The sequence below is a fragment of the Mediterranea massiliensis genome (genome assembly GCF_900128475.1).
GTDB classification, from domain to species: domain Bacteria; phylum Bacteroidota; class Bacteroidia; order Bacteroidales; family Bacteroidaceae; genus Bacteroides; species Bacteroides massiliensis_E.
Genome location: NZ_LT635836.1, coordinates 512633 through 534371 on the forward strand (window position 1 = coordinate 512633; position 21739 = coordinate 534371).

The following is a 21739-nucleotide window of genomic DNA, read 5'->3' on the forward strand; positions in this document are numbered from 1 at the left end:
CACAAAAATGTTGTAATTTTGTTCGCTAATCCAATCAAAAAACAGCATGAAAACCATTCTACTCGTCGTAGGGAAAACCGTTGAGCCCCATTTCATTACCGCCATCGGCGACTACGTGCAACGCACAAAACGCTACCTGTCGTTCGACCTGGAAGTGATTCCCGAACTGAAGAGCACCAAGAGCCTCTCCGAGGAGGTGCAGAAGGAGAAGGAAGGCGACCTCATCCTGAAAGCTCTCCAGCCGGGCGACGTCGTGGTGCTGCTCGACGAAGGGGGGAAAGAAATGCGCTCCCTGGAGTTTGCCGACTACATGAAGCGCAAGATGAATACGGTGAACAAGCGGCTGGTCTTCGTCATCGGAGGGCCTTATGGCTTCGCGCCGAAGGTCTATGCCGCGGCCCACGAGAAGATGTCGCTCTCGCGCATGACCTTCTCCCACCAGATGGTGAGGCTCATCTTCGTGGAGCAGCTCTATCGGGCCATGTCCATCCTGAACGGAAGCCCTTACCATCATGAATAATTGAAAATGGAGAATGGAAAATTGAAAATGACCCGATTGGGAAATAATTCTCCATTCTCAATTTTCCATTTTCAATTAAATTACGATCTCGACACCTGGAACCCCTTGTCCGACAGGGACATCCCGACGAAGCGGGCACGCGGATTGGGCGCCTCGCGGGTCAGCGTCTCGCGGATGCGCAGGGCGGCCTGTGGGTCTTTGGCCACCATGTAGAGGTAACCTCCCCCACCCGCACCAGGCAACTTGTAGCCCAGCGTATAATCCTTTATCTTATTGATAATCTCTTCCACGGCGGGCGGATTGGTACCGCTGTCCAGGGCCTTGTTCTGCGTCCACGTCTTGCCCACCAGCTTGCCGAATGCCTCGAAGTCATTGCGCTGGATGGCTTCGGCCATGTCGAGCGCATGGGCTTTCATCTCGCCCAGCAGAGAGAGGTGCGGCCCCGAATTGAGGAACATGGAGCGCACGATTTCCGCCAGAATGCCTTTGGCCGTGCGGGTGATGCCTGTGTAGTAGAGCAGGTGGCACGCGCGATATTCGGGCTGGACAAACAAGTGGTCGGGCAACCAACGCACGAGGGGCTGCTGGACGAAGCCTGGCTCCGTCTGCAAGAGCTTGATGCCTTGAAGCACGCCGCCGTATTGGTCTTGCCAGCCACCTCCCGTGGTGAGCAGCTGCTCGAGGGCAAGAGTACGGCGACACACCTCATTCTTGTCCCACGACAGGCCGCAGAAATCGCTCAGCGACCCCAAGACGGTGGACGCCAGGATGGAGCTGGTACCCAACCCTGACCCCGCAGGGATGGCCGAGAGCAGGGTGATTTCAATACCCGTCCCAAAAGCCTGAAGCTGTTCGGCCAGCGTGGCGTAAGCCACTTCGGAGAACTTGGGCGAGAAGCCTGCCAGCACCAACGCCGCCTTGGGAATGGAGAAGGGCGAACCTATCTTGCAATAGTCATGCAATTCCTCGTACGTGCGAATGACCTCCATGGCGCCCATGTCGATGGAGCGGAGGATGATGTGGAAGTCCTGGCAGGGCTTGACATACACCTGCAGGGGCGGCTGGCCATTGAGCTCGACGGCGATGTTCACCACATGCCCGCCCGCAAAGAGCGAATAGGGAGGCGTGTCGGTCCATCCGCCCGCCATGTCGATGCGCACAGGGCTTCGTCCCCACACAATCTGGTCGCTATAGACGTTGAGCATGGGGTGGCTCTTATGTTCGTAGAGGTCGGCCAGCAGGCCTTCGCGGAGCAGGCCGAAGGCAGCCTGTTCGTCGGCCTTGTAGTCGGCGCCCCCCAGCTTGTCCACCTGCGCACGAAGCATGCGGTTGTGGATGCGTTGCATCAGCGGGGCATCGTCGGGCAGCGGAGCTGGCTTCGGCAGGTCGAGGCGATGGTATTCGCGCGCGGCGTCGGCCAGGTCGAGCTGGTAGAAGACGCTTTTCTCATAGTTCAAGGCCAGCAGTTCCCAGTTCTTCTTGGCGAAGGCTTCGCGTTGGGCATAGAGGCGGCGCAGGTCGGCACGGGCGGAAATCTCGTCGGCCGAGAGGCGTTCAGACGCCAGCCACTTCTGACGAACCTCCCACGAGGTAGGGTTAGTGGTCATCCAGGCAACCATCTGCCCCATCGTCTCCACATCGTACACTACAGGGAAGAGGGCAGCGGCCTGAAGGTCGTCGCGACGGCCGGACAGGTCGTCCAAGGTCAAGCCGCGCTCGTTCAGCCAGCAGAAGAAAGGAGTATTCAGATAGCAGGTGTCCATGGCGTCCAATGCCCCCTTGAAGGCATCGTCGAAGCCATAGGGGCGGACGGCCCATCCCCCACCCTGCAGGGGCACGATGTCGATGCAGGTACCGTCCGTCAGGGCCAGCGTCCAGTCGTTGTGGGGCACACCCGTGATAATCTGTCGGGCGCCCAACACCCACGTGGAGGGCACGCAGCTGTTTTCTATCCACACATCGTCGTTGCCCTCGATAAACTTGACGCCCACCTCGGCGTTCTGGGTGAAGATGGAGGCGCTGGGCTTCACCTTGCGGTGCATGATGCGCCGCTGGTCGGCCACCTTGCCTTGCAGGGCGACGGTGCTCGAAAGCAGCTCGCGGCTGGTGCCGTAGTGGTAGAACTCGCCGCCCGGCAGGGGCAGGATGGCTACCGACAGGGCGTTCAGCTCGTCGTCGGCAATGCGGGGATTGGCACCCAGCGCCCGACCGAAGTCGGAGTAGAGGTCGTAGTAGCGCAGGTCGGACCAGAGAACGGCAGGATCTGTCGGCCCTTCGGCCTTGAGCGAACGCTTCTTGAGCAGCTCGACGGCACGGTCGCTCAGGAGCCAGATGCCGATGTCCATCAGGAAGAGATGGGTTTGCGACAGGTCTTCGAGCTGGGCCAGCGAGGGCTTCTGAAGCATGTAGTCGAGCACCTCGGGCGTCTGGCGGCTGGAGACGAACACGCCGTGATGGGTGGCCAGCACGGGGTCTACCCACAGGCCGTAGCACACGACGTCGGCCTCGGGGATGTCCTGCAAGGGCTTCTCGGCGCGGATGTAGACGTCGCCGCTGGCAATGAGGGTACGGAGCGACTCGGGGGCACGCTCCATGATCTTTTCATAAAGGGGGAGTTGCAGGGAGAGCAGGTTCTGTCCCAGCTGCTGGCCGCGTGCCCAGCGGAACACTGGCAGGGGCGTCAGTATCTTGCCCGAGGGGGCGTAGGAAGGCAGGCGTCGGCTCTGTCCGCCGGCATGGAAAAGGATGCGCTTCTCGGCACGTGCCTCGGCCGGGCGGTGCTGTTCCCACTGGCGCAGGAGCCAGGTGGTGCCGCCACCCGAGCCCAGCTTCATGCCGACGGGGTCGGACGTATAAAACCATTCATCCGTATTCACGTGCTCCAGTTCGGAGAAGGCCTCCACCAGGTTGGGGGGCAATGACAAGAGTTTCTGCATATCTTCGCTTTTTGTAGTTTCTATAATTGGCTACAAAAATAACGATTTTTGCCGTATCAAGATGAAAGTTTGTTGTCTAAAAAAACGACCCTCGTCTTGATGCCGCCTCAGCACCCCTCGCCCACGGCCTCGGCCAGCAACGGAGGCAGGTCGAAGTGCGCCGCCTTAATGCGCCCGATCAGCTCCTTGCCCGCAGGGGTCGGCACGAAGTACATCTGACGCTTGTCCTCGCGCCCCACCTGGCGCACAATCAGTTCCTTGCTCTCGACGGAGCGGATGACTTTCGACGCGTTGGAGGCCGAAAGCCCCAAAGCCTCGGCCACCTCGCTGGAGCTCAGCTTGCCCCGCGACAGGAGCGTACAGAGCAGCATGCCTTCGTTGAGCGACAGGCCATAGGCCTGCTCAAACTGGGCCTCGAACTCGGCGATGGCCCGATAGATGTCGCGTATTTTACACAAAACTTCCATAATTGAGAATTGAGAATTGAAAATTGAGAATGGAGAATGGCGTTTCCGTTTTTTCCATTTTCCATTCTCCATTTTCAATTATCCATTAAATAAACAGGTTCACATTCGCCTGGTCGGCACGATCCATGTAGGTGGCCACGCCGCCCACGGTCACTTCGTCCAGCAGCTCCTCGCGGGCGATGCCCATCATGTCCATCGACATCTGGCAGGCGATGAACTCCACGCCCTGTGCCAGCGCCTGCGCACGGAGGCTCTCCAGCGAATCCACGCTCTTGCGCTTCATCAAGTAGCGCATCATGCGGCTGCCCATGCCCAGCATGTTCATCTGCGAGAGCTTCAGCTTCAGCGAGCTGGAGGGCAACATCCAGCCGAACATGCGGCCGAAGATGTCTTTCTGCACGGCGGGCTTATTCACTTTTTTCAACACGTTCAATCCCCAGAAGGTAAAGAATATGGACACCTTCTGACCCGTGGCGGCTGCTCCGTTGGCCAGGACGAAGGTGGCAAGCGCCTTGTCCAGGTCGTCACTGAAGAGGATCAGCGTCTTTCCGCGACCGCCATTTCCGCCATTTTCGGCCTCACAAACGCCGTTTCCTTTCTCCAAAAGCACGGTATAGCGTCCTTTCGACTCCGATTTTTCAATCAGTCGGTTGCCCGTCGTGTGGCACCAGGCCGAGGCGTCGCGGGCAAAACCGGCATCGGTAGCCACCACTTCCACGCGCTGGCCGGGCACGGCGGCGTCCATCGCCTCCTTGACCTTCATGATGGGGCCGGGGCATTGCAGGCCGCAGGCGTTGATGCGCACCACGGGGCGGTCGCACACGCACGACGCATTTTCAGCCTCTCTGTGCGACGCAGACGGCTCGCGGGTACAGGAACATGCCTCGGTGGGCAAAACGGGCGCTACGGCCGCGGAATAGGTCTTGTAGCCGCCAATCAGGTTGCGCACGTTGGTGTAGCCGCGCCCCATCAGGATGCGTTGCGCCAGATAGCCGCGCAAACCCACGGCGCAGAACACCACGACGGGACGGTCCGTAGGCACTTCGGCCAGGCGCTGGCGCAGGTTGTCGAGGGGAATATTCACGGCGCCAGGAATGGTGCCGAAGGTAAATTCCTCGGGCGTGCGGGTGTCGATGAGCACAAGGTCGTCTTTCTGCGCTGCCAGCTCGCGCCAGGTGATGGCGGGCATGGCTCCGCTCAGCAGATTGGAGGCCACATAGCCGGCGATGGCGATGGGGTCCTTGGCCGACGAGAAGGGCGGCGCGTAGGCGTGTTCGGTCTCCACGAGGTCGTACACCGTTCCGCCGTGCTTGATGAGCTGGGCTATCTGGTCGATGCGCTTGTCCACGCCCTCGTAGCCCACGCACTGGGCGCCATAGAGGCGGCCCGTCTTGGGGTCGAAGGTCAGCTTCAGCGTCAGGGGCAGGGCGTCGGGATAGTAGCCGGCATGCGAGCCGGAGTGGGTCACGGAGCTCAGGTAGTCCATGCCCAGCTGTTTCAGGCGCTTGGCGGCCAGGCCGGTGGAGGCCACGGTGAGGTCGAACACCTTGGCGATGGAGGTGCCGATGGCGCCCTCGTAGGCGGTGACGTTGCCCAGGGCCATGTTGTCGGCCACAATGCGTCCCTGTCGGTTGGCAGGGCCGGCCAGGTAGTTCAGCCAGGGCTTGCCCGTCAACGGGTGCGGGAACTCGATGGCGTCGCCCACGGCATAGATGTCGGGGGCAGAGGTCTGCAGGTACTCGTCCACCCAGATGCCGCCCGTCTCGCCCAGCTTCAGGCCCGCCTCCTTGGCCAAGGCCGTGGCGGGACGCACGCCGATGGAGAGCAGCACAAGGTCGGCCTGCAGGGTCTTGCCGCTCTTCAGGAAGACGGTGAGGCCCTCGTCGGTGCGGCGGAAGCTGGTGACACCCTCCTCCAGGTAGAGGCCCACGCCCTTCTCCACGAGGTGCTGGTGCACGGGGGCGGCCATGGAGTAGTCGATGGGGGCCATCACCTGGTTGCCCATCTCGACCACCGAGACGGCCACGCCGGCGTGGTGCAGGTTTTCGGCCATCTCCAGCCCGATGAAGCCCGCGCCCACCACGACGGCACGACGCACGCGCTTCTCCGTGAGATAGGCTTTGATGCGGTCGGTGTCGTCCACATTGCGCAGGGTGAAGATGCCCTCCTCGCCGATGCCCTCGAGGGGCGGACGCACGGGCGTGGCGCCGGGCGAGAGGAGCAGCTTGTCGTAGGTCTCCTCGTAGGTGGTGCCGTCGGCACGGCGCACGGTTACGGCCTTGCGGGCGGGGTCGATGGCCACAGCCTCGTTCTCCACGCGCACGTCGATGCGGAAGCGCTGCCCGAACGACTGGGGCGTCTGCACCAGCAGCTTGGCACGGTCTTCGATGACGCCGCCGATGTAGTACGGCAGGCCGCAGTTGGCGTACGAGATGTATTTTCCCTTCTCCAGCAGGATGATGTCTGCCGCTTCGTCCACTCTTCTCAGTCGGGCGGCGGCGGTTGCTCCGCCTGCCACGCCCCCAATAATCAGGTATTTCATAACGTTGTCTTGTTGTTGGATTTTCGTTGTTGTTTTCAGTTTCACGTCGCAAAGTAACGCATAATTTCCGAGAAAAAATAATTTCCAATGGAAAATTTATCGCAAAAGATATTATTTTCTTGAGGAAAGCATCGTTTTGCGGGGAGGAAAGCACCGTTTTGCGGAGGAGAGAAACACCATTTTGCGGGGGAGGAAACGCCTCCCCTGTTCCAACAAACTTTTTTCTGCCCAAAAAACTCAGAAAACACGAAGCGTTATAAGGTTTTTAACATTCAACAGTCAACAGTCAACAGTTCAACAGTTAGTCAAAATGAACTTCGACCTGAAAAGAAGAAAGTGTTAAATATTTTAATACTATATATAATATATAATATATATTATATATAGTATTAATTTTTGTCGCACGTTTTCTGATTTCTGATTTTACTTACTGTTGAACTGTTGACTGTTGAATGTTGAATGTAAAAGCGTTTTGCAAATGTCAAGCAAGAAAAGAGCAAAATAAACAGAAATAATTTTACACAAAAGTACAACTATTGCACATAAATCATTACAAGAACAGTACACATCCGTTACCACCCCAGCTTCTCCAGCCCTGCATCCTGATACCACTTCAGGGAGCGGTAGGCCGCATCGCGCTGAGTGCTGCTGCCGGGGATGTAATGAGTGATGCCGTTGGCACCCTCCATGGAGAACATGCCGACAAACTGGGAATAGTTCTTGGGCGTGGTGCTCCAGTAGGCAATGGCGGCGTCGAAGGCCTGCGTCCACGTGGCATACGAGGCATCGTCGAGCAGCTGCTCCATGAGTTGCTTCAGGTCGAAGTAGCCCACGTAGTCGCGGCTCCAGCCGTCGTGGTCGTAGTCGAATACAGCGGCTTTGAGTGCAGCGATATTCACCACCTCGTCAGGCAGGAGCTGGGCGGTGAGCGCAGCCAGCTGCTCGAGGGCATCGGTGCGCATCACGCAGATAGAAACACCACCTGTCCAATTCGTATTAGTAGGGGAAGTACCATCATAGATTTCCTCGTAGGCGGCAAAATAGGCCTTGGACATCTCGACCTCCGCCTGGTCGGCGGCCATCAGGGGCACCAGGCGTTCGTAGGGGGCGCCGGGGCCGGGGTTCTCGGTAGGCGAACCGATGTAGTAGTCGGTAAAGCTGCGCAGCTCGTAGGCCACCTCGACGGACGACATGAAGCAGGCGTCGAACATCAGGAAATCGAGATGCGGGGCCGACTGGAGGACGGTCACCAGCTCGGAGAGGTTCATGCGATGGTCGCCGTCGGTCTTGTCCTGCCCCACCCAGCGGGTCGAGACCTCTCCGTAGGGCACCCATCCGTCGGCGTGCGACCAGTAGATCAGGCCGTAGCTCTCGGCCAAGAAGTCGGGGTTGGCGAAGACGGCGTCGAACACTTCAAGCGTCTCGTCCACACCCACGGAGTTACGGTCGGCGTAGGTGCGCACCACGTCCTCCACCACCTGCCCGTTCTGCTTCTTCAGCTCCACGAGGCGGGGCGAGCTGCCTGTATCGATGTAGACAAGCAGGTGCAGGGTGCCGTCGGGCACCTGCGCCATGCCTTCCTCCATTTCGGCCAGGTCTTGCAGGGCAAAGGAAGAGAGGTTGTTGTCGGCCGCCAGATAGACCAGCACTGTCCGCTTGAAGGGCGAAGGTTCGGGAGCCTCCTCCTTGTCGCACGAGGCCAAAGCCAGCAGCGACAACAGCATCACCACGAGAACGTTGCGTCTGAACATAGGGCCACCGGTTTAGTCTTGCGGTTTCTCGAACTTGAACTCGTCGGGCTCGATAGCCTGAAGCGTCTGCTTGCTTTTCTGATAGCCGGACTTCACCTTGGCAGCTTCCTTCTCGAGCTTGCCCTTGTTTTCCGAGAAGTAGATGACGCACGTATAGTTGGGCTTGTTCATCTGATACTCCAGGTGGTTCTTCAGCTGGTAGGAATACATGTCGCGCTGGGGCAGGAAGCCGTTCTTGTCCAGCACCACGCTGTCCAGCAGCTGGACGGGGGTGTAATAGACCACCGTATCGCTGAACGAAGCCGCCACCCCGAACACATACACGGGTTTCTCCTTTTCCTTATCCTTGTCTTTCTTCATCGTAAAGGCCGAGCAGAGCACAAAGGCCAGGGCCAGGGCCATAATCACACGCAGGTATTTCATATCCGTTCTTGTTCTTCAAAAATCCGACAATACATTTATAGCGGCAAAGGTAACAAAAAAAACCGGCAGGACTGCATGTCGCTGCCGGTTTTTGAAATCTTTCGTTTGTCGGAAACCGATATTCCTACTTATCCCAAATAAGATTTGAGCAATTTGCTACGATTACTTTGTCTCAGTCTTCTGATTGCTTTTTCCTTGATCTGGCGCACACGCTCACGGGTCAGCCCGAATTTGTCGCCGATTTCCTCCAGGGTCATTTCCTGTTGTCCGATGCCAAAGAACATCTGTATGATTTCCTTTTCGCGCTCGGTCAGCGTAGAAAGTGCTCTATCAATTTCCCTCGCAAGAGACTCGTTCACCAACGAGCGGTCAGCCATAGGCGAATCGTCGTTCACCAGAACATCCAGCAGGCTGTTGTCTTCTCCTTCGACGAAAGGCGCGTCGACCGATATGTGGCGGCCGGACACCTTCAGTGTGTCGGAGATTTTGTCGACAGGGATTTCCAGCTCATCGGCCAGCTCTTCGGGCGACGGACGGCGTTCGTTCTCCTGCTCGAACTTGGAGAAGGCTTTGCTGATCTTGTTCAGCGAGCCCACCTGGTTGAGCGGCAGACGCACGATACGCGACTGTTCGGCCAGGGCTTGCAGAATGGACTGGCGTATCCACCACACCGCGTAGCTGATGAACTTGAAACCACGTGTCTCATCGAACTTTTCGGCTGCTTTGATCAGACCCAGGTTGCCTTCATTGATCAAGTCGGGCAAACTCAAGCCTTGGTTCTGATACTGTTTTGCGACAGATACGACGAAACGCAGATTGGCACGTGTCAGTTTCTCCAGTGCGACACGGTCACCCTTACGGATGCGCTGAGCGAGCTCCACTTCTTCTTCGACGGTAATGAGGTCCTCACGCCCGATTTCCTGCAAATACTTGTCCAGAGAAGCGCTCTCTCGGTTAGTGATACTTTTGGTAATTTTTAGTTGTCTCATTCTTCTATACACATATTGGGTTGACAAAGTTACGACAAAAAATCGGAATACTGCCAATCTTTTGCCTTCTTTTTTCAATCCGGTTCAACAAAAAGTTCGGAAAGCCCTTTCCTCGCTCCCCCATCCTACTACAAAAAGAGTGCCGACAAGCAACTTGCCGGCACTTTCTACAAGATAAATTAAACAAACTTCAACCTTCTTACCTTATCAAAAGAGTCTAACTTATCTTATGATTAATGTAAACCAAATATATGCTGTCTGGCGCTTATTCCTGGCTCAGGTCGACCGCATAGCTGGCGCGCTTGCCCGAGGGGAACATACCGGTGATGAAGAGCACCTGCTCGGGGGTCTGCGTGGCAGCCTTGAGCACGTCTTCCAGGTCTTCGACCGTCTTCATCGGCTGGCCGTTGGCCTTCAGGATGATGAAGCCCTTGCGGATGCCCGCGTCGGCCATCTTGCCGTCGCTGACGCCTGTCACTTCGAGTCCGTAGCCCAGGTTGAGCTGGCGGCGCAGGTCGGCGTCAACCGGCTTGAAGGCAGCACCCAGGATTTCCATACCGGCATTCTTGACAACCTTTGTGTTGCCCTGGGCGTTCTTCAGCGTGATGGTCACTTCCTTTTCCTTCTTGTCGCGGACAATGGTGAGCTGCACCTTGTCGCCCGGACGATGCTTGGAGAGGGCTTCCTGCAGGTCGGTGAACTTGTGGAGCTTCTTGCCGTCCAGCTTCGTGATGACGTCGTTTTCCTTCAGGATACCTGCAGCTGAACCACCTTCTATGACTTGAGCCACCAGGATACCATCCTTTACGCCCAGCTCTTCCATGCGCTTCTCCATCTCCTTCACCACTTCGTCGTCCATCTGCAGGTCGGTCGTGAAGTCACCGCCCTTGATGCCCAGCAGGGCACGCTGTACGGTACCATATACCTTGAGGTCGGAAACGACCTTCGTCATCAGGTTGGTAGGGATGGCAAAGCCATAGCCCGAATAGGCGCCCGTAGGCGAGTAAAGCATGGCGTTGATGCCCACCAGTTCGCCGGCGGCGTTCACCAGGGCACCACCACTGTTACCCGAGTTGATGGCGGCATCCGTCTGGATGAACGACTGGATGCTGGCAGCCTGTCCGTTGGCGGCCGTCGTGCCGATGGAACGTGCCTTGGCACTCACGATACCTGCCGTGACGGTAGAGTTCAGGTTGAAGGGGTTGCCCACGGCCAATACCCACTCGCCCACCTTCAGGGCATCGGAGTCGCCCACAGGGATGGTGGGGAAGTCGTCGCCCTCAATCTTCAGCAGGGCCAGGTCGGTGTCGGGGTCGGTACCGATGACACGTCCCTTCAGTTCACGTTCGTCGTTGAGCTTGACGGTGATTTCGTCAGCACCCTCGACCACGTGGTTGTTCGTCACGATGTATCCGTCCTTCGAGATGATGACGCCCGAGCCGAAGCCCACACGCGGCTGCGTCTGAATCTGGCGTTGCTGGCCGCGGCCGTCGCCGAAGAACCAGTCGAAGAAGTCGGGTTGCGTCTGGATGGTGCGCGTCTTGCTCAGCTCCGTAGCGCGGATGTGAACCACGGCGTGTACCGAACTTTCGGCGGCCTTCGTCAGGTCGACCGGCTGGGCATTGGCGGCACCCAGACCTGCCAATCTTATATTATTGGGGTTCTGCTGGAAAAGCTCGCTGAAAGCGGCATTCTCCATCTGTTGTCTGGCCATCAGCTTGTAGGCCGTAAACCCACCTATCGCGGAACTCAGGAGTACGCCTGCTGCCACTCCCATTACCATTTTCGTTGTCCGTTTCATAATCTTATCTCTTTAAAGTGTTAATATTCGAGTTCGTTTTAACTTTATGACGTTAAAATAACGACAAAAACCGTTCAGTTATTCACCCTGTCATACTTTTTTGTTCTCTTTTAACAGAGCCTATTTTGAGCTTAACAGCGATTAACGGCCCAAGCTGCCAAATTAGCATTTCTGCACGTTTCCTGCCACGTTAACACTTTGAGCGTTAGAGGCTAAAAAAAATGTTTCCACCTCTAAAGAGATGCTTCACGCCCTGCGGAGAGGAGTCAATAGTTCAGGTACTCGATGTCCATGTGATAGCTCCAGCGGTCGAAGTACAGGTTGCCGCCGGCCCACTCCACCTCGCCGCGCTGGAAGTCCACCGTCTCGCTTCGCGGATATTTCTTTTCGGGCACCAGCGGCATGCCATAGTCCTGGTTCACCACCATGCGCCACGAGTCGATGCCGCCCAGGTAGAAATGGGGCTTGCCCACTTCCTCGGCATAGGTTGCCAGGCCGAACGACTGGTCGACAGGCACCCATCCGATGCCTTCGAAGTAAACCTCGCCCCAGTCGTGCAGGTTCCACGCGCCGGGTTGCATCATGAAGCCGCTCTGGAAGTGGGCAGGGATGCCCGACAGACGGCACAGGGTGACAAAGAGCAGGGTCACCTGCCCGCAATCGCCATGACCGTTCTCCAGCACATAGAGGGGGATGTTGTCGATGGTCGAGTACTCGCGCGCCGAAGCCCAGGGGAAGTGGTAGTGCACCCAGCGGAAGATGCGGCAGGCCTTCAGATAGGGATTGTCCTCGCCTTCTGTCAATTTGTCAGCCAACTGACGCAGGCGGGTCGTGAAGACGATGTGGCGGTCGCGTTCGGACGTATAGTATTTGTAGAGTTCCGACGAGGTGTCGTAGGGTTGCACGTCGGAGGGACGGATGTCGTGCCACTCGCCGTAGGAGGTGTATTCGAACGTTTCCGAGAAGACCGTGGGCTGTCCGCTCACCGCCCGCTTCTCCATGTAGAGGGTGCTGTGGGCCGTGCCTTCCGTGGTGAGCGTGTACGAAGGTTCGCTGGCCGCGATGAGCTTCACGTCCTGCTGGCGGGGTATGTCCGTGCGGGGAAAGGGAAGCCAGCAGCGCACCACCTCGCCCGCAGGTACGGCGTTGGTGTCGACGGTCAGCGTATAGGTGACGCGCATGCGCTTGGGAGCCGCCAGGCAGGAGTCGCCACGTCCGTCGGTGGCGGCCAGAATTTCGGGCAGGTTCTCGGCATTCACACGGTCGCTGGTACTCGCCTGCTCACCCTCCATCGCCAGCTTCCGTTCGCGGCACAGGGAGTCGATGCGGAAAAGGTTGGGACCCGCATTGCGGAAGTAGCGCTTCTCGCCATCGAGCATCATGCACTCCAACGCGCCCGACTCTTCCCATTGGCGCATCTGCTCGTCGGTCACGTCGGGCAGGTAGCGGCGGATGTAATCTTTCACTTGCGCCTCCGTCAGGCAGAAATCAGTCAGGAGGCGTTGGTGCAGGTCGGCCTCCCACGAGTAGGAAGCGTCGGACGCCTTGCGATTGCAAGCCGAAAAGGCCAGCAGAAACAGGACAAGATAAAGCAGATTCTTCATACATTTAATGGAAAATGGAGAATTGAAAATGGAAAATGAACACACGCACACGGCTATTCTTCATTTTCAATTCTCAATTATCAATTATCAATTATTAATTATTAATCACTACCCCAATGCCAGGCAGGTCGGGCAAGGTAATCTTTCCCTTGACCACCTCCATGCCTCGGAAGCGGTCGTTGGCTATGAGCAGGTTGCCGTCGAGGTCGGCAAAATCGACCGCGGGCGAGAGTTGGGCAGCTGCCGAACAAGCACACGAAGTCTCCGTCATGCAACCTACCATCACCTTCATGTCCAACGCACGCGCCAGGTTGAGCATCTTCCACGCCTCGCGCATGCCTGTACACTTCATCAGTTTGATGTTGATGCCCGTATAGGCTCCCTTCAGCGCAGGTACATCCTTCAGGCGCTGGACGCCCTCGTCGGCAAAGATGGGCAGAGGACTCTGCTGGGTAATCCAGGCGATGTCGTCTATCTGCGCCTTGGGCATGGGCTGCTCCACCATGACGATGCCCTGCTCCTTGAGCCAGTGTATCTCGTCGAGGGCATGCTGGCGGTCGGTCCACCCCTGGTTGGCGTCGACGGCAATGGGCAGGGACGTGACCGAACGGATGGTCTCGATCATCTCCTTGTCGTTGTTGCCTCCGAGCTTCACCTTGAGGATGTTGAAACGGTCGGCACACTCCTTTGTCTTTTCGCGCACCACGTCGGGCGTATCGATGCCGATGGTGAAGGTGGTCGACGGGGCCTTATCCTTGTCCAGCCCCCATATTTTGTACCAGGGTGCCTGCAAGAGTTTGCCCACAAGGTCGTGCAGGGCGATGTCTACGGCCGCCTTGGCCGCCGCGTCGCCCTCCGACAGGCCGTCGACGTAGGTCAGGATGTCTTCTATCTGGAAGGGGTCCGTAAACTGGCCGAGGCCGTCCTGCACTTTCTTCAGGAAAGCCATCACGCTGTCCACCGAGCCCAATTCCTTTTGCAGATAAGGTGGCATGGAGGCTTCGCCATAGCCGATGATGCCGTCATACTCCAGCTCCACCTGCACGTCGGGCGTGGTGCTGCGCGAGTAGGTAGCTACCGTGAAGACGTGGCGTAACTTCAGTTCGTATGGGAAGAAACGCAGCTTCATGGTAGCGGTCGTGCTGCTCTTGTTGATATTGAACCAAGGGGTATGCTTCCGCTCGCCTGCCAGCGCTTCGTTGATGACCATACCCGAACCCAATGCGGCAAAGGCCGCCGTCTTCAAAAAATCTCTTCTGTTCTGCATCGTTTTATTTCGTTTTAAGAGTTAGACTTTCCTTCTGTATGCTACCATTGATAATAGGGATTGCGGTCCGTAGTGTTCAGGCCCTTCTCCTGATTGATGGAGGGCAGGACGCGCACGGCAAAGAGCAGACGCCCCAGGTTGTAGGCATCGAACAGCTCGTCCTGCGGGTCGAAGCTGCTGACGTGTACGTCGCCCTGCGAATGGATGAACCGCTTGCCGCCCACGTACAGGGCCACGTGCACCACCCGCTCCTTGCGCTCGGCCGTAGCCTTGCGTCCGAAGAAGATCAGGTCGCCGGGCTCGAGGTTCGAGAAGTCGGGCGCGATGTCGATGTGCTGCCCCACGTAGGCCTGTTGCGAGGCATCGCGGGGGATGATGATGTCGTGCAGGTAGAGCACCGTGCGCACAAAGCCGCTACAATCCACTCCCTTCGACGAGGTGCCCGCCCACAGGTAGGGCACACCCATCAGCGTGTAGGCCGTGCGGATGATGCTGGCGGCATCCTGCTTCAGGTCCTTGCGCCACTCACGCTCGGGCAGGGCGGCCGACTGCTCCACATAGCCCCGACGGCCGTCGGGATAGGACACCCGATAGAAGTCGCCCTTCGTGCCTTCCAGCTTCAGGCGGTCGCCAGCCACGATGTCCGACACCGTCTGCGAGCGGCGGTCGGGCTCCGAGTAGACAAAGCCGTAGTGCGCGGTGATGACCAGCTTCTTCGCGCGGTTCCATGCCGTCAGTTCTTCGCGGGTGACGGGCAGGACGCTGACGCGATGCGTCCAGGCGATGTAGTCGTCGGGGGTCTGGACGCGATACCAACCGTCGCGTTCGAGCAGGCGCACGGGCATGCCCAGCAGGGCTTGCGTCATCATCTCCGACGAGTAGTCGGGCTGGATGCGCAGGCTGGCTACGGACAGGTTGATGATGCCGTAGGTCTTACCGTCCAGCGCCTTCTCGTCGGGCAACAGGCGCAGGCTGTCCACCACTTCATATCCACGTTCCTTCAGGGAAGAGAGCAATTCGTCTTTGGCTTCGTCCGAGGTCGTCACGCCGCGGAGCAACAATTTCTTTTCTCCCGCCAGGGAGTAGTCCACATCGAAGAGGGCCACCCGCTTGTCGGGGGCAAAGCGTGCCTTCAGGTCCTGTCCGATACCAAGCACTTCGGCGGGCACAGTCTCTTCCTGCGCCAGTGTCGGAGTCATAAAATAAGAGGAAAACGTCAAAAATGCCGCAACGGCAATGAGCTTGTTCATGTCAATGTTTTGTTTGGAAGTTCTATTTTGATAGCAAATCTACGAAATATTTCGGTAAATCCTATATTTTTGCCACGAAAATCGTACCTTTGTCCCCCATAAAGCAGTTGGCCGGTCTGTCGCTTGCACCCTGCGTGCATGAGGAAAGTCCGGGCAACACAGAGCATCCTACTTCCTAACAGAAAGCTGTCCGCGAGGGTAGAGTAACGCAGAAGAAAACAACCGCCCCCTTCCTTCGGGGAGTCGGGCAAGGGTGAGAAGGCGGGGTAAGAGCCCACCAGCCTCGTGGCGACACGAGGGCTGTGCGTCTTAGGAGTTGTAAGGTCATGTAAACCGACGCCAAGAGAGTTGCTCGCTCCATGTCGGAGGGTAGACCGCTAAAGCCGCTATGGTGACATACGGCGCAGATAAATGACAGGCACCTGGTCCGCTTGCGGACGAGGCACAGAACCCGGCTTACAGGCCAACTGCTTTTCTTTATATATATAATGTATAGACCTGCCTCCGCCATGAACCAACGAATCGCAAGACTTTGGAAATTCCTCACCGATGACATCTGGCGCATCACCGAAGACGAGGTGAACAAAACCACCTTCTCCGTCTACACCGTCATCAAGACCATCTACCTCTGCATCAACCGCTTCACCAAGGACCGACTGGCCAACAAGGCCGCCGCCCTGACCTACAGCACCCTGTTTGCCCTCATCCCCATCCTGGCCGTGGTTTTTGCCATCGCCCGCGGGTTCGGCTTCGACAACGTGATAGAACACGAGATAGCCACCGGCTTCGGTGGCCTGAACGAGACGAGCAGCGCCATCGTGAACATCGTCAACACCTACCTGTCGCAGACGAAGAACGGCATCTTCATCGGCGTGGGCCTCATCATGTTGCTCTGGTCGGTGCTCAACCTGATCAACAACATGGAGGTGACCTTCAACCGCATCTGGCAGGTGAAGAAGGCGCGGAGCGTCTACCGGCGCATCACCGACTACTTCTCCATGCTGCTGCTCATCCCCATCCTGCTGGTGCTCTCGGGCGGTCTTTCCATCTTCATGAGCACCATGCTGAAGAATGTGGAAGACTTTACCCTGCTCGCCCCGCTGGGCAAGTTCCTGGTGCGGCTCATCCCCTTCGTGCTCACGTGGTGCATGTTCACGGGCCTCTACATCTTCATGCCCAACACCAAGGTACACTTCAGGCACGCCCTCATCTCGGGCATCCTGGCGGGTACCGCCTATCAGGCCTTCCAATTCCTCTACATCAGCGGCCAGTTGTGGGTGTCGCGCTACAACGCCATCTACGGTAGTTTTGCCGCCCTCCCCCTGCTGTTGCTCTGGCTGCAGATATCGTGGACCATCTGCCTCTTCGGCGCCGAGCTGACCTATGCGGGGCAGAACATCAACAACTTCAGCTTCGACAAGGACACGCGCAACATCAGCCGCCGCTACCACGACTTCGTGGCCGTGCTGATGATGTCGCTCATAGCCAAGCGCTTCGACCGCGGCGAGGAGCCCTATACGGCCGAAGAGATTTCGGAGGAATGCCAGATACCCATCCGCCTCACCCGACGCCTCTTCGAGGAGCTGCAGGAAGTGAAGCTGGTGCACGAGGTGGCCACCGACGCGAAGAGCGAGTCCATCGCCTACCAGCCGTCGGTCGACGTCGGCCGGCTGAACGTGGCCCTGCTGCTCGAACGCCTGGACTCACACGGCTCCGAGGACTTCAAGATAGACAAGGAACATGCCTACAACGAACAATGGACAGCGCTGATGAAGGCGCGCGAAGAATATTACCGGCATGCGCAACAGGTATTGCTGAAAGACTTGTAGCCATCCCCCTCCGCCGAGAGGTACGGACATAAAAAAAGGGCTCCGCTGAGCCCAACCTTTGTTAACCTTAAATCTAATACTATGAAAAACACATTGCAAAGATACGGCCTTTCGGCCAACTTGCAAACTTTCCAACTAAAAAAGCGTGTTATATAACATGTTTTAGCAGATTTAGATATTTATTAGTGAAAATACGCTGAGCTTACCAACAGGAAAAGCCATTTTCTGCCACAATTCTGATTAATTCCGTATCTTTGCCCTGAAATTTGCGACTGGCACTAAACATATGAAACGGTTTTGTTTATCTTTTATTCTATTTCTCGGAGTCACTATAAGTTGGGCAGACAATAGTGACAATCGTCAGAAGATAATCCTGGACACCGACATGGTGGAACTTTTCGACGACGGCATAGCCATGATGATGCTGGCCAAAGCGCCCAATATAGACTTGTTAGGCGTTACCGTAGTGGCAGGCAACACGTGGGTTTCAGAGGGAACCGCTTATGCCATCCGCCAACTGGAAGCGATTGGCATCACAGACATACCAGTATTGCAAGGCGTTCGTTTGTCATTTGCCCCCAATCGGGTTGAAAACATGAGAGAAGAAATCCAGCTGTTTGGTTTCGGCGAAGGGTATTCAGGCTCATTTGCTTATGAAGAACCTACCTTCTGGAAGGATGTTTACACCTCCCGTTACAAGCAAGAGCCCACCTTCGGGCCAACCGACATGCATGCTGTCAATTTTATTATCGAACAAGTAAAACGATATCCTCACGAAGTAACAATCCTGGCCATTGGCCCTTGCTGTAATTTGGCAATGGCCGTCAGAATGGCCCCCGAAATCATTCCGCTTATCAAACGGGTGGTTTATATGGGTGGGGCTTTTACAGTGCCGGGCAACACAACGCCTGCCGCCGAATTTAATTGGTGGTATGACCCAGAAGCTGCGCGAATAGCCCTACGGTCTCCTTTTAAAGAACAGATTGTAGTGGGATTGGATGTCTGCAATCAGATAGAGTTACGAAAAGACCGCTATGAGCGAATTGTCGGACTATTGACCAAAGAAAAATTCCAAGCCATGTTGCATGACAATTTTCTGCAAACGACCTTTGAGGAACGTCCAGAAACGGTATGGCACATTTGGGATATTGTAGCTGCCGCTTTATGCGTGGAACCTTCCATCCTGAAACGTGAGATGACGCGTCACATAGACATCAATACCCAGCAAGGACTTTCCTATGGGCAGTCGTTGGCTTTTGCACATAATTCGCCCACTGGCACACAACCTGTACGGATCGTGATAGCAGTGGACGAAAAAAGATTGTGGCAATTGATCGAAGAATCTTGCCGTTCGTTCTGATTGGATGCCCGACGGCATTCAGCCTTCTTCGCCTGCGCAAGTCAATAGTGATTATACGATACCACCTTATCCAGGTCCTTGCGCGACTTCTTGCGCTTGGGCTTGGCCGCATAGCCCACGACGACATCGAGCAACAGGCGTTTCCCCGCAGGAATGCCCACCAGCCGCTTCATCTCTTTCTCGTCGAACCACCCCACGATGCACGAGCCGAGGCCCTCACTCTCGGCAGCAAGCGTGATGTGGGCGGCGGCGATACCAATATCTATCAGGGGAAAATACTTGTCCTTGATCTTCGCGCCGAGGAAAGAAGTGAGGTTCATCGACTCCTCAACAATGAGAATATGTACGGGCGCCTCCTTAGCAAATTGGTTCATACCCAACCCCGCGGCGGCCTTCCCCACCCTTCGTGCGAGTTCAGGGTCGTCCACCACCACAAACTTCCAAGGCTGGGCATTGCAAGCCGAAGGAGCCAGACAAGCTGCCTGAAGGATGCGATCCAACTTTTCGCGCTCCACAGGTCGGTGCTCGTAGGCACGATCACTCTGGCGGCTGGCCGCCAATTGCAGAAAATCCATCGTTATCTCTCCATCTGTAATTTATGACTGGTACTGGATCATACGGCTGATGTACTTGCCGATGATGTCAAACTCTAAGTTCACTACCGAACCCACCTGAATGGCGTGGAAGTTGGTATGTTCAAAGGTATAGGGAATGATGGCCACCTGGAAGGTGTCGTCCGTCGGATTACACACCGTCAAACTGACGCCGTTGACCGTCACCGAACCTTTGTCCACCGTGATGTAGCCCCTTCGGGCCATCTCCTTGTCGAACGCATAGCGGAAGGTGTAGTAATAACTTCCCTCGGCGTCTTGCACACCAATACATGTAGCGGTCTGGTCCACATGCCCCTGCACGATATGCCCGTCCAAACGGCCGTTCATCAGCATGCTTCGCTCTACATTCACCTCGTCGCCCACCTGTAGCATCCCCAGGTTGGAACGATCGAGCGTCTCTTTCATGGCGGTGACGGTGTACGTATCATTCGTCAAGGCCACCACGGTAAGACACACGCCGTTATGGGAGACACTTTGGTCAATCTTCAATTCGTCCACAAACGAACACTTAAATGTAAAATGAACATTTTCCTGCTCTTTTACCATTGCCACCAGCGTGGCGCATTCTTCGACTATTCCAGAAAACATAAACTATCTAAATTTAGAATATTACGATATCCATTCTTGTGTGGACAAAGATACAATAACATTTCGGTATGGACATAAAAAAAACGGAGCTTTTCACAAAGTCCCGTTTCCAGTTTTCAATAGGTATTAGTTTTTTTTAAGGTAAAAAGATTGTTTTCAGGATAACGCTGCAAAGATAGACCCTTTTCACATCACTGGCCAAATAAAAAAGCATGTCCTATAACATGTTTTCTCATATTTTTTTGGTTTTATTAGGATTTTACCCCTCCCGGCCGTATCCTTCTTCCGCCGTATCGTGATGTTTCAGCACTTTGGCGTCGATAAAGAAAACAATCTCTTCGGCAATGTTCGTAATATGGTCGCCCGCACGCTCCAGTTTGCGGAAAACGCTGGCTAGGTCGATGCAGGACAAAGCTGCCTCGGGATGTTTCTGGATGTATTCAGCCAACAGAACAGAAGCGTTGGCATTGATTTCGTCCAGCAAATGGTCTTTCGCAAAAACGGATGTAGCCAGCTCCTGGTTCTCCTCCTGAAGGGCGCGTTTGGCCAGTTCAAGCATGGAGAGCACCTGGCTGATCATCTCCTGCAGGCGCACTTGCCTGATGAGGTCGGCATCGAGCGTCAATTCCTTTTCACTCAACGCAAAACGGGCCACGCCTTCGGCAAAGTCGCCCAGACGCTCCAGGTTCGTATTGATTTTCAGCATGGCCAGCACAAAACGCAGGTCGATAGCCACAGGCGTATAAAGGGCGATGATATCCTCCACATCGCTGTCTATCTTCAGCTCAAAGGCATTGACCCGACGTTCATGCACAAGCACCTGCTGAGCCAACTCCTTGTCCAGCGTAAGTACCGATTCGCCGGCACGATCCAGTTGGTTGTAAACCAACGTCCACATTTCGTCTATCTCTTTCTTCAACAAAACCAGTTCACTTTCGATGAATTTTACCATAATACTATTCTGTTTTAGTTACTAATTCGTTTTTAAAATTGCCTCAAAGTTAAGCAAAATCCCCATTAACCGAAACGTCCTGTGATATAATTCTGCGTCTGCTCTTTTTTCGGGTTGATAAAGATGGTCTTCGTGTCGCCATACTCCACCATCTGCCCCATGTAGAAGAAAGCCGTCTTATCGCTTACACGGGCGGCCTGCTGCATGTTATGAGTCACGATAACAATGGTGTAGTCGTGCTTCAGCTCGTGTATCAACTCCTCTACCTTGGTTGTCGAGATGGGGTCGAGCGCCGAAGCCGGTTCGTCCATAAGAAGCACCGAGGGGGATACTGCCATGGCCCGAGCTATGCACAAACGCTGCTGCTGACCACCCGAAAGAGCATACGCCGACTCTTTCAACTTGTCTTTCACCTCATCCCACAAGGCGGCACCACGCAAGCTTTCCTCCACACGCTGACGAATGAATTGGGTATCGGTCACCCCATTCACGCGCAGGCCATAGGCTACATTCTCGAATATACTCTTGGGAAACGGGTTGGGACGCTGAAAAACCATGCCAACGTCCTTACGCAACTCATCCACATTCACCCCTTTGCCGTAGATGTCTTGCCCGTTGATTTGAACGCTTCCGGTCAGACGCGTATCGGGTATCAGGTCATTCATCCGGTTCAACAGACGAAGGAAGGTAGACTTGCCACATCCCGACGGGCCGATGAAAGCCACCACGGATTTTTCCTCTATATCCATGCTGATATTTTTCAACGCATGAAAATCGCCATACCAGAAGTTCACGTCACGGGTTTCAATGATATTCTTCATATATTTGGATATTTGATTATCGATA

17 protein-coding genes and 1 other RNA gene are annotated in these 21739 nt (G+C 55.9%); 4 read left to right on the forward strand and 14 right to left on the reverse strand.

Features of this window, described 5'->3' with window-relative positions; all coding sequences use genetic code 11:
* Nucleotides 1-46: 46 nt before the first annotated feature.
* A complete protein-coding gene (rlmH, locus tag BQ7483_RS06850) occupies nucleotides 47-520 on the forward strand; it encodes a 23S rRNA (pseudouridine(1915)-N(3))-methyltransferase RlmH (protein WP_072545329.1) in 474 nt (157 codons plus the stop codon).
* An 80-nt stretch (nucleotides 521-600) separates the two neighbouring features.
* Here the strand turns inward: rlmH and BQ7483_RS06855 are convergent, their stop codons facing one another.
* From BQ7483_RS06855 to BQ7483_RS06900, 10 genes are all read right to left on the reverse strand, one after another.
* Nucleotides 601-3456, reverse strand: coding sequence for a bifunctional fucokinase/fucose-1-phosphate guanylyltransferase (locus tag BQ7483_RS06855; RefSeq protein WP_072545330.1), 2856 nt, complete (start codon nucleotides 3454-3456; stop codon nucleotides 601-603).
* A 107-nt stretch (nucleotides 3457-3563) separates the two neighbouring features.
* Nucleotides 3564-3923, reverse strand: coding sequence for a MarR family winged helix-turn-helix transcriptional regulator (locus tag BQ7483_RS06860; protein ID WP_072545331.1), 360 nt, complete (start codon nucleotides 3921-3923; stop codon nucleotides 3564-3566).
* Nucleotides 3924-4008: 85 nt separating this feature from the next.
* Nucleotides 4009-6465 (reverse strand): FAD-dependent oxidoreductase, encoded by a 2457-nt coding sequence (locus tag BQ7483_RS06865; protein ID WP_072545332.1) that lies wholly within the window; start codon nucleotides 6463-6465, stop codon nucleotides 4009-4011.
* Between the two features lie 572 nt (nucleotides 6466-7037).
* Nucleotides 7038-8216 carry a clostripain-related cysteine peptidase gene (locus BQ7483_RS06870; protein ID WP_072545333.1) on the reverse strand — a complete coding sequence of 393 codons (1179 nt, stop codon included), beginning with the start codon at nucleotides 8214-8216 and terminating at the stop codon, nucleotides 7038-7040.
* Between the two features lie 12 nt (nucleotides 8217-8228).
* Entirely contained in the window at nucleotides 8229-8639 is a 411-nt protein-coding gene (locus tag BQ7483_RS06875; RefSeq protein ID WP_072545334.1) for a hypothetical protein, read from the reverse strand.
* A gap of 128 nt (nucleotides 8640-8767) precedes the next feature.
* Complete coding sequence (locus BQ7483_RS06880; RefSeq protein ID WP_008766632.1) at nucleotides 8768-9628, reverse strand: sigma-70 family RNA polymerase sigma factor; 861 nt, start codon at nucleotides 9626-9628, stop codon at nucleotides 8768-8770.
* A gap of 265 nt (nucleotides 9629-9893) precedes the next feature.
* Nucleotides 9894-11429, reverse strand: coding sequence for a Do family serine endopeptidase (locus BQ7483_RS06885; protein WP_022019974.1), 1536 nt, complete (start codon nucleotides 11427-11429; stop codon nucleotides 9894-9896).
* 266 nt (nucleotides 11430-11695) lie between these two features.
* On the reverse strand, nucleotides 11696-13033 hold the full coding sequence (locus tag BQ7483_RS06890) for a transglutaminase-like domain-containing protein (protein WP_022019973.1): 1338 nt from the start codon (nucleotides 13031-13033) through the stop codon (nucleotides 11696-11698).
* A gap of 94 nt (nucleotides 13034-13127) precedes the next feature.
* Nucleotides 13128-14300, reverse strand: coding sequence for a dipeptide epimerase (locus tag BQ7483_RS06895; protein ID WP_072545335.1), 1173 nt, complete (start codon nucleotides 14298-14300; stop codon nucleotides 13128-13130).
* A 41-nt stretch (nucleotides 14301-14341) separates the two neighbouring features.
* Nucleotides 14342-15550, reverse strand: coding sequence for a C40 family peptidase (locus BQ7483_RS06900; RefSeq protein ID WP_072545336.1), 1209 nt, complete (start codon nucleotides 15548-15550; stop codon nucleotides 14342-14344).
* A gap of 103 nt (nucleotides 15551-15653) precedes the next feature.
* Between BQ7483_RS06900 and rnpB the strand changes: the two genes are divergently transcribed.
* The 3 genes from rnpB to BQ7483_RS06915 all read left to right on the forward strand — a co-directional run bounded on the left by rnpB (nucleotide 15654) and on the right by BQ7483_RS06915 (nucleotide 18739).
* An RNA gene (gene rnpB / locus BQ7483_RS06905) (RNase P RNA component class A) lies at nucleotides 15654-16025 on the forward strand.
* A gap of 34 nt (nucleotides 16026-16059) precedes the next feature.
* Nucleotides 16060-17379 carry a YihY/virulence factor BrkB family protein gene (locus BQ7483_RS06910; RefSeq protein ID WP_072545337.1) on the forward strand — a complete coding sequence of 440 codons (1320 nt, stop codon included), beginning with the start codon at nucleotides 16060-16062 and terminating at the stop codon, nucleotides 17377-17379.
* A 286-nt stretch (nucleotides 17380-17665) separates the two neighbouring features.
* Nucleotides 17666-18739, forward strand: coding sequence for a nucleoside hydrolase (locus BQ7483_RS06915; protein WP_072545338.1), 1074 nt, complete (start codon nucleotides 17666-17668; stop codon nucleotides 18737-18739).
* A gap of 41 nt (nucleotides 18740-18780) precedes the next feature.
* On the opposite strand, the gene BQ7483_RS06920 is transcribed toward BQ7483_RS06915, so the two are convergent.
* The 4 genes from BQ7483_RS06920 to pstB form a co-directional block, all read right to left on the reverse strand.
* A complete protein-coding gene (locus BQ7483_RS06920) occupies nucleotides 18781-19314 on the reverse strand; it encodes a nitroreductase family protein (protein ID WP_072545339.1) in 534 nt (177 codons plus the stop codon).
* 21 nt (nucleotides 19315-19335) lie between these two features.
* On the reverse strand, nucleotides 19336-19941 hold the full coding sequence (locus BQ7483_RS06925) for a riboflavin synthase (RefSeq protein ID WP_022019967.1): 606 nt from the start codon (nucleotides 19939-19941) through the stop codon (nucleotides 19336-19338).
* 259 nt (nucleotides 19942-20200) lie between these two features.
* Nucleotides 20201-20893, reverse strand: coding sequence for a phosphate signaling complex protein PhoU (gene phoU / locus BQ7483_RS06930; RefSeq protein ID WP_022019966.1), 693 nt, complete (start codon nucleotides 20891-20893; stop codon nucleotides 20201-20203).
* A 65-nt stretch (nucleotides 20894-20958) separates the two neighbouring features.
* Entirely contained in the window at nucleotides 20959-21714 is a 756-nt protein-coding gene (gene pstB / locus BQ7483_RS06935) for a phosphate ABC transporter ATP-binding protein PstB (RefSeq protein ID WP_022019965.1), read from the reverse strand.
* Nucleotides 21715-21739 lie beyond the last annotated feature (25 nt).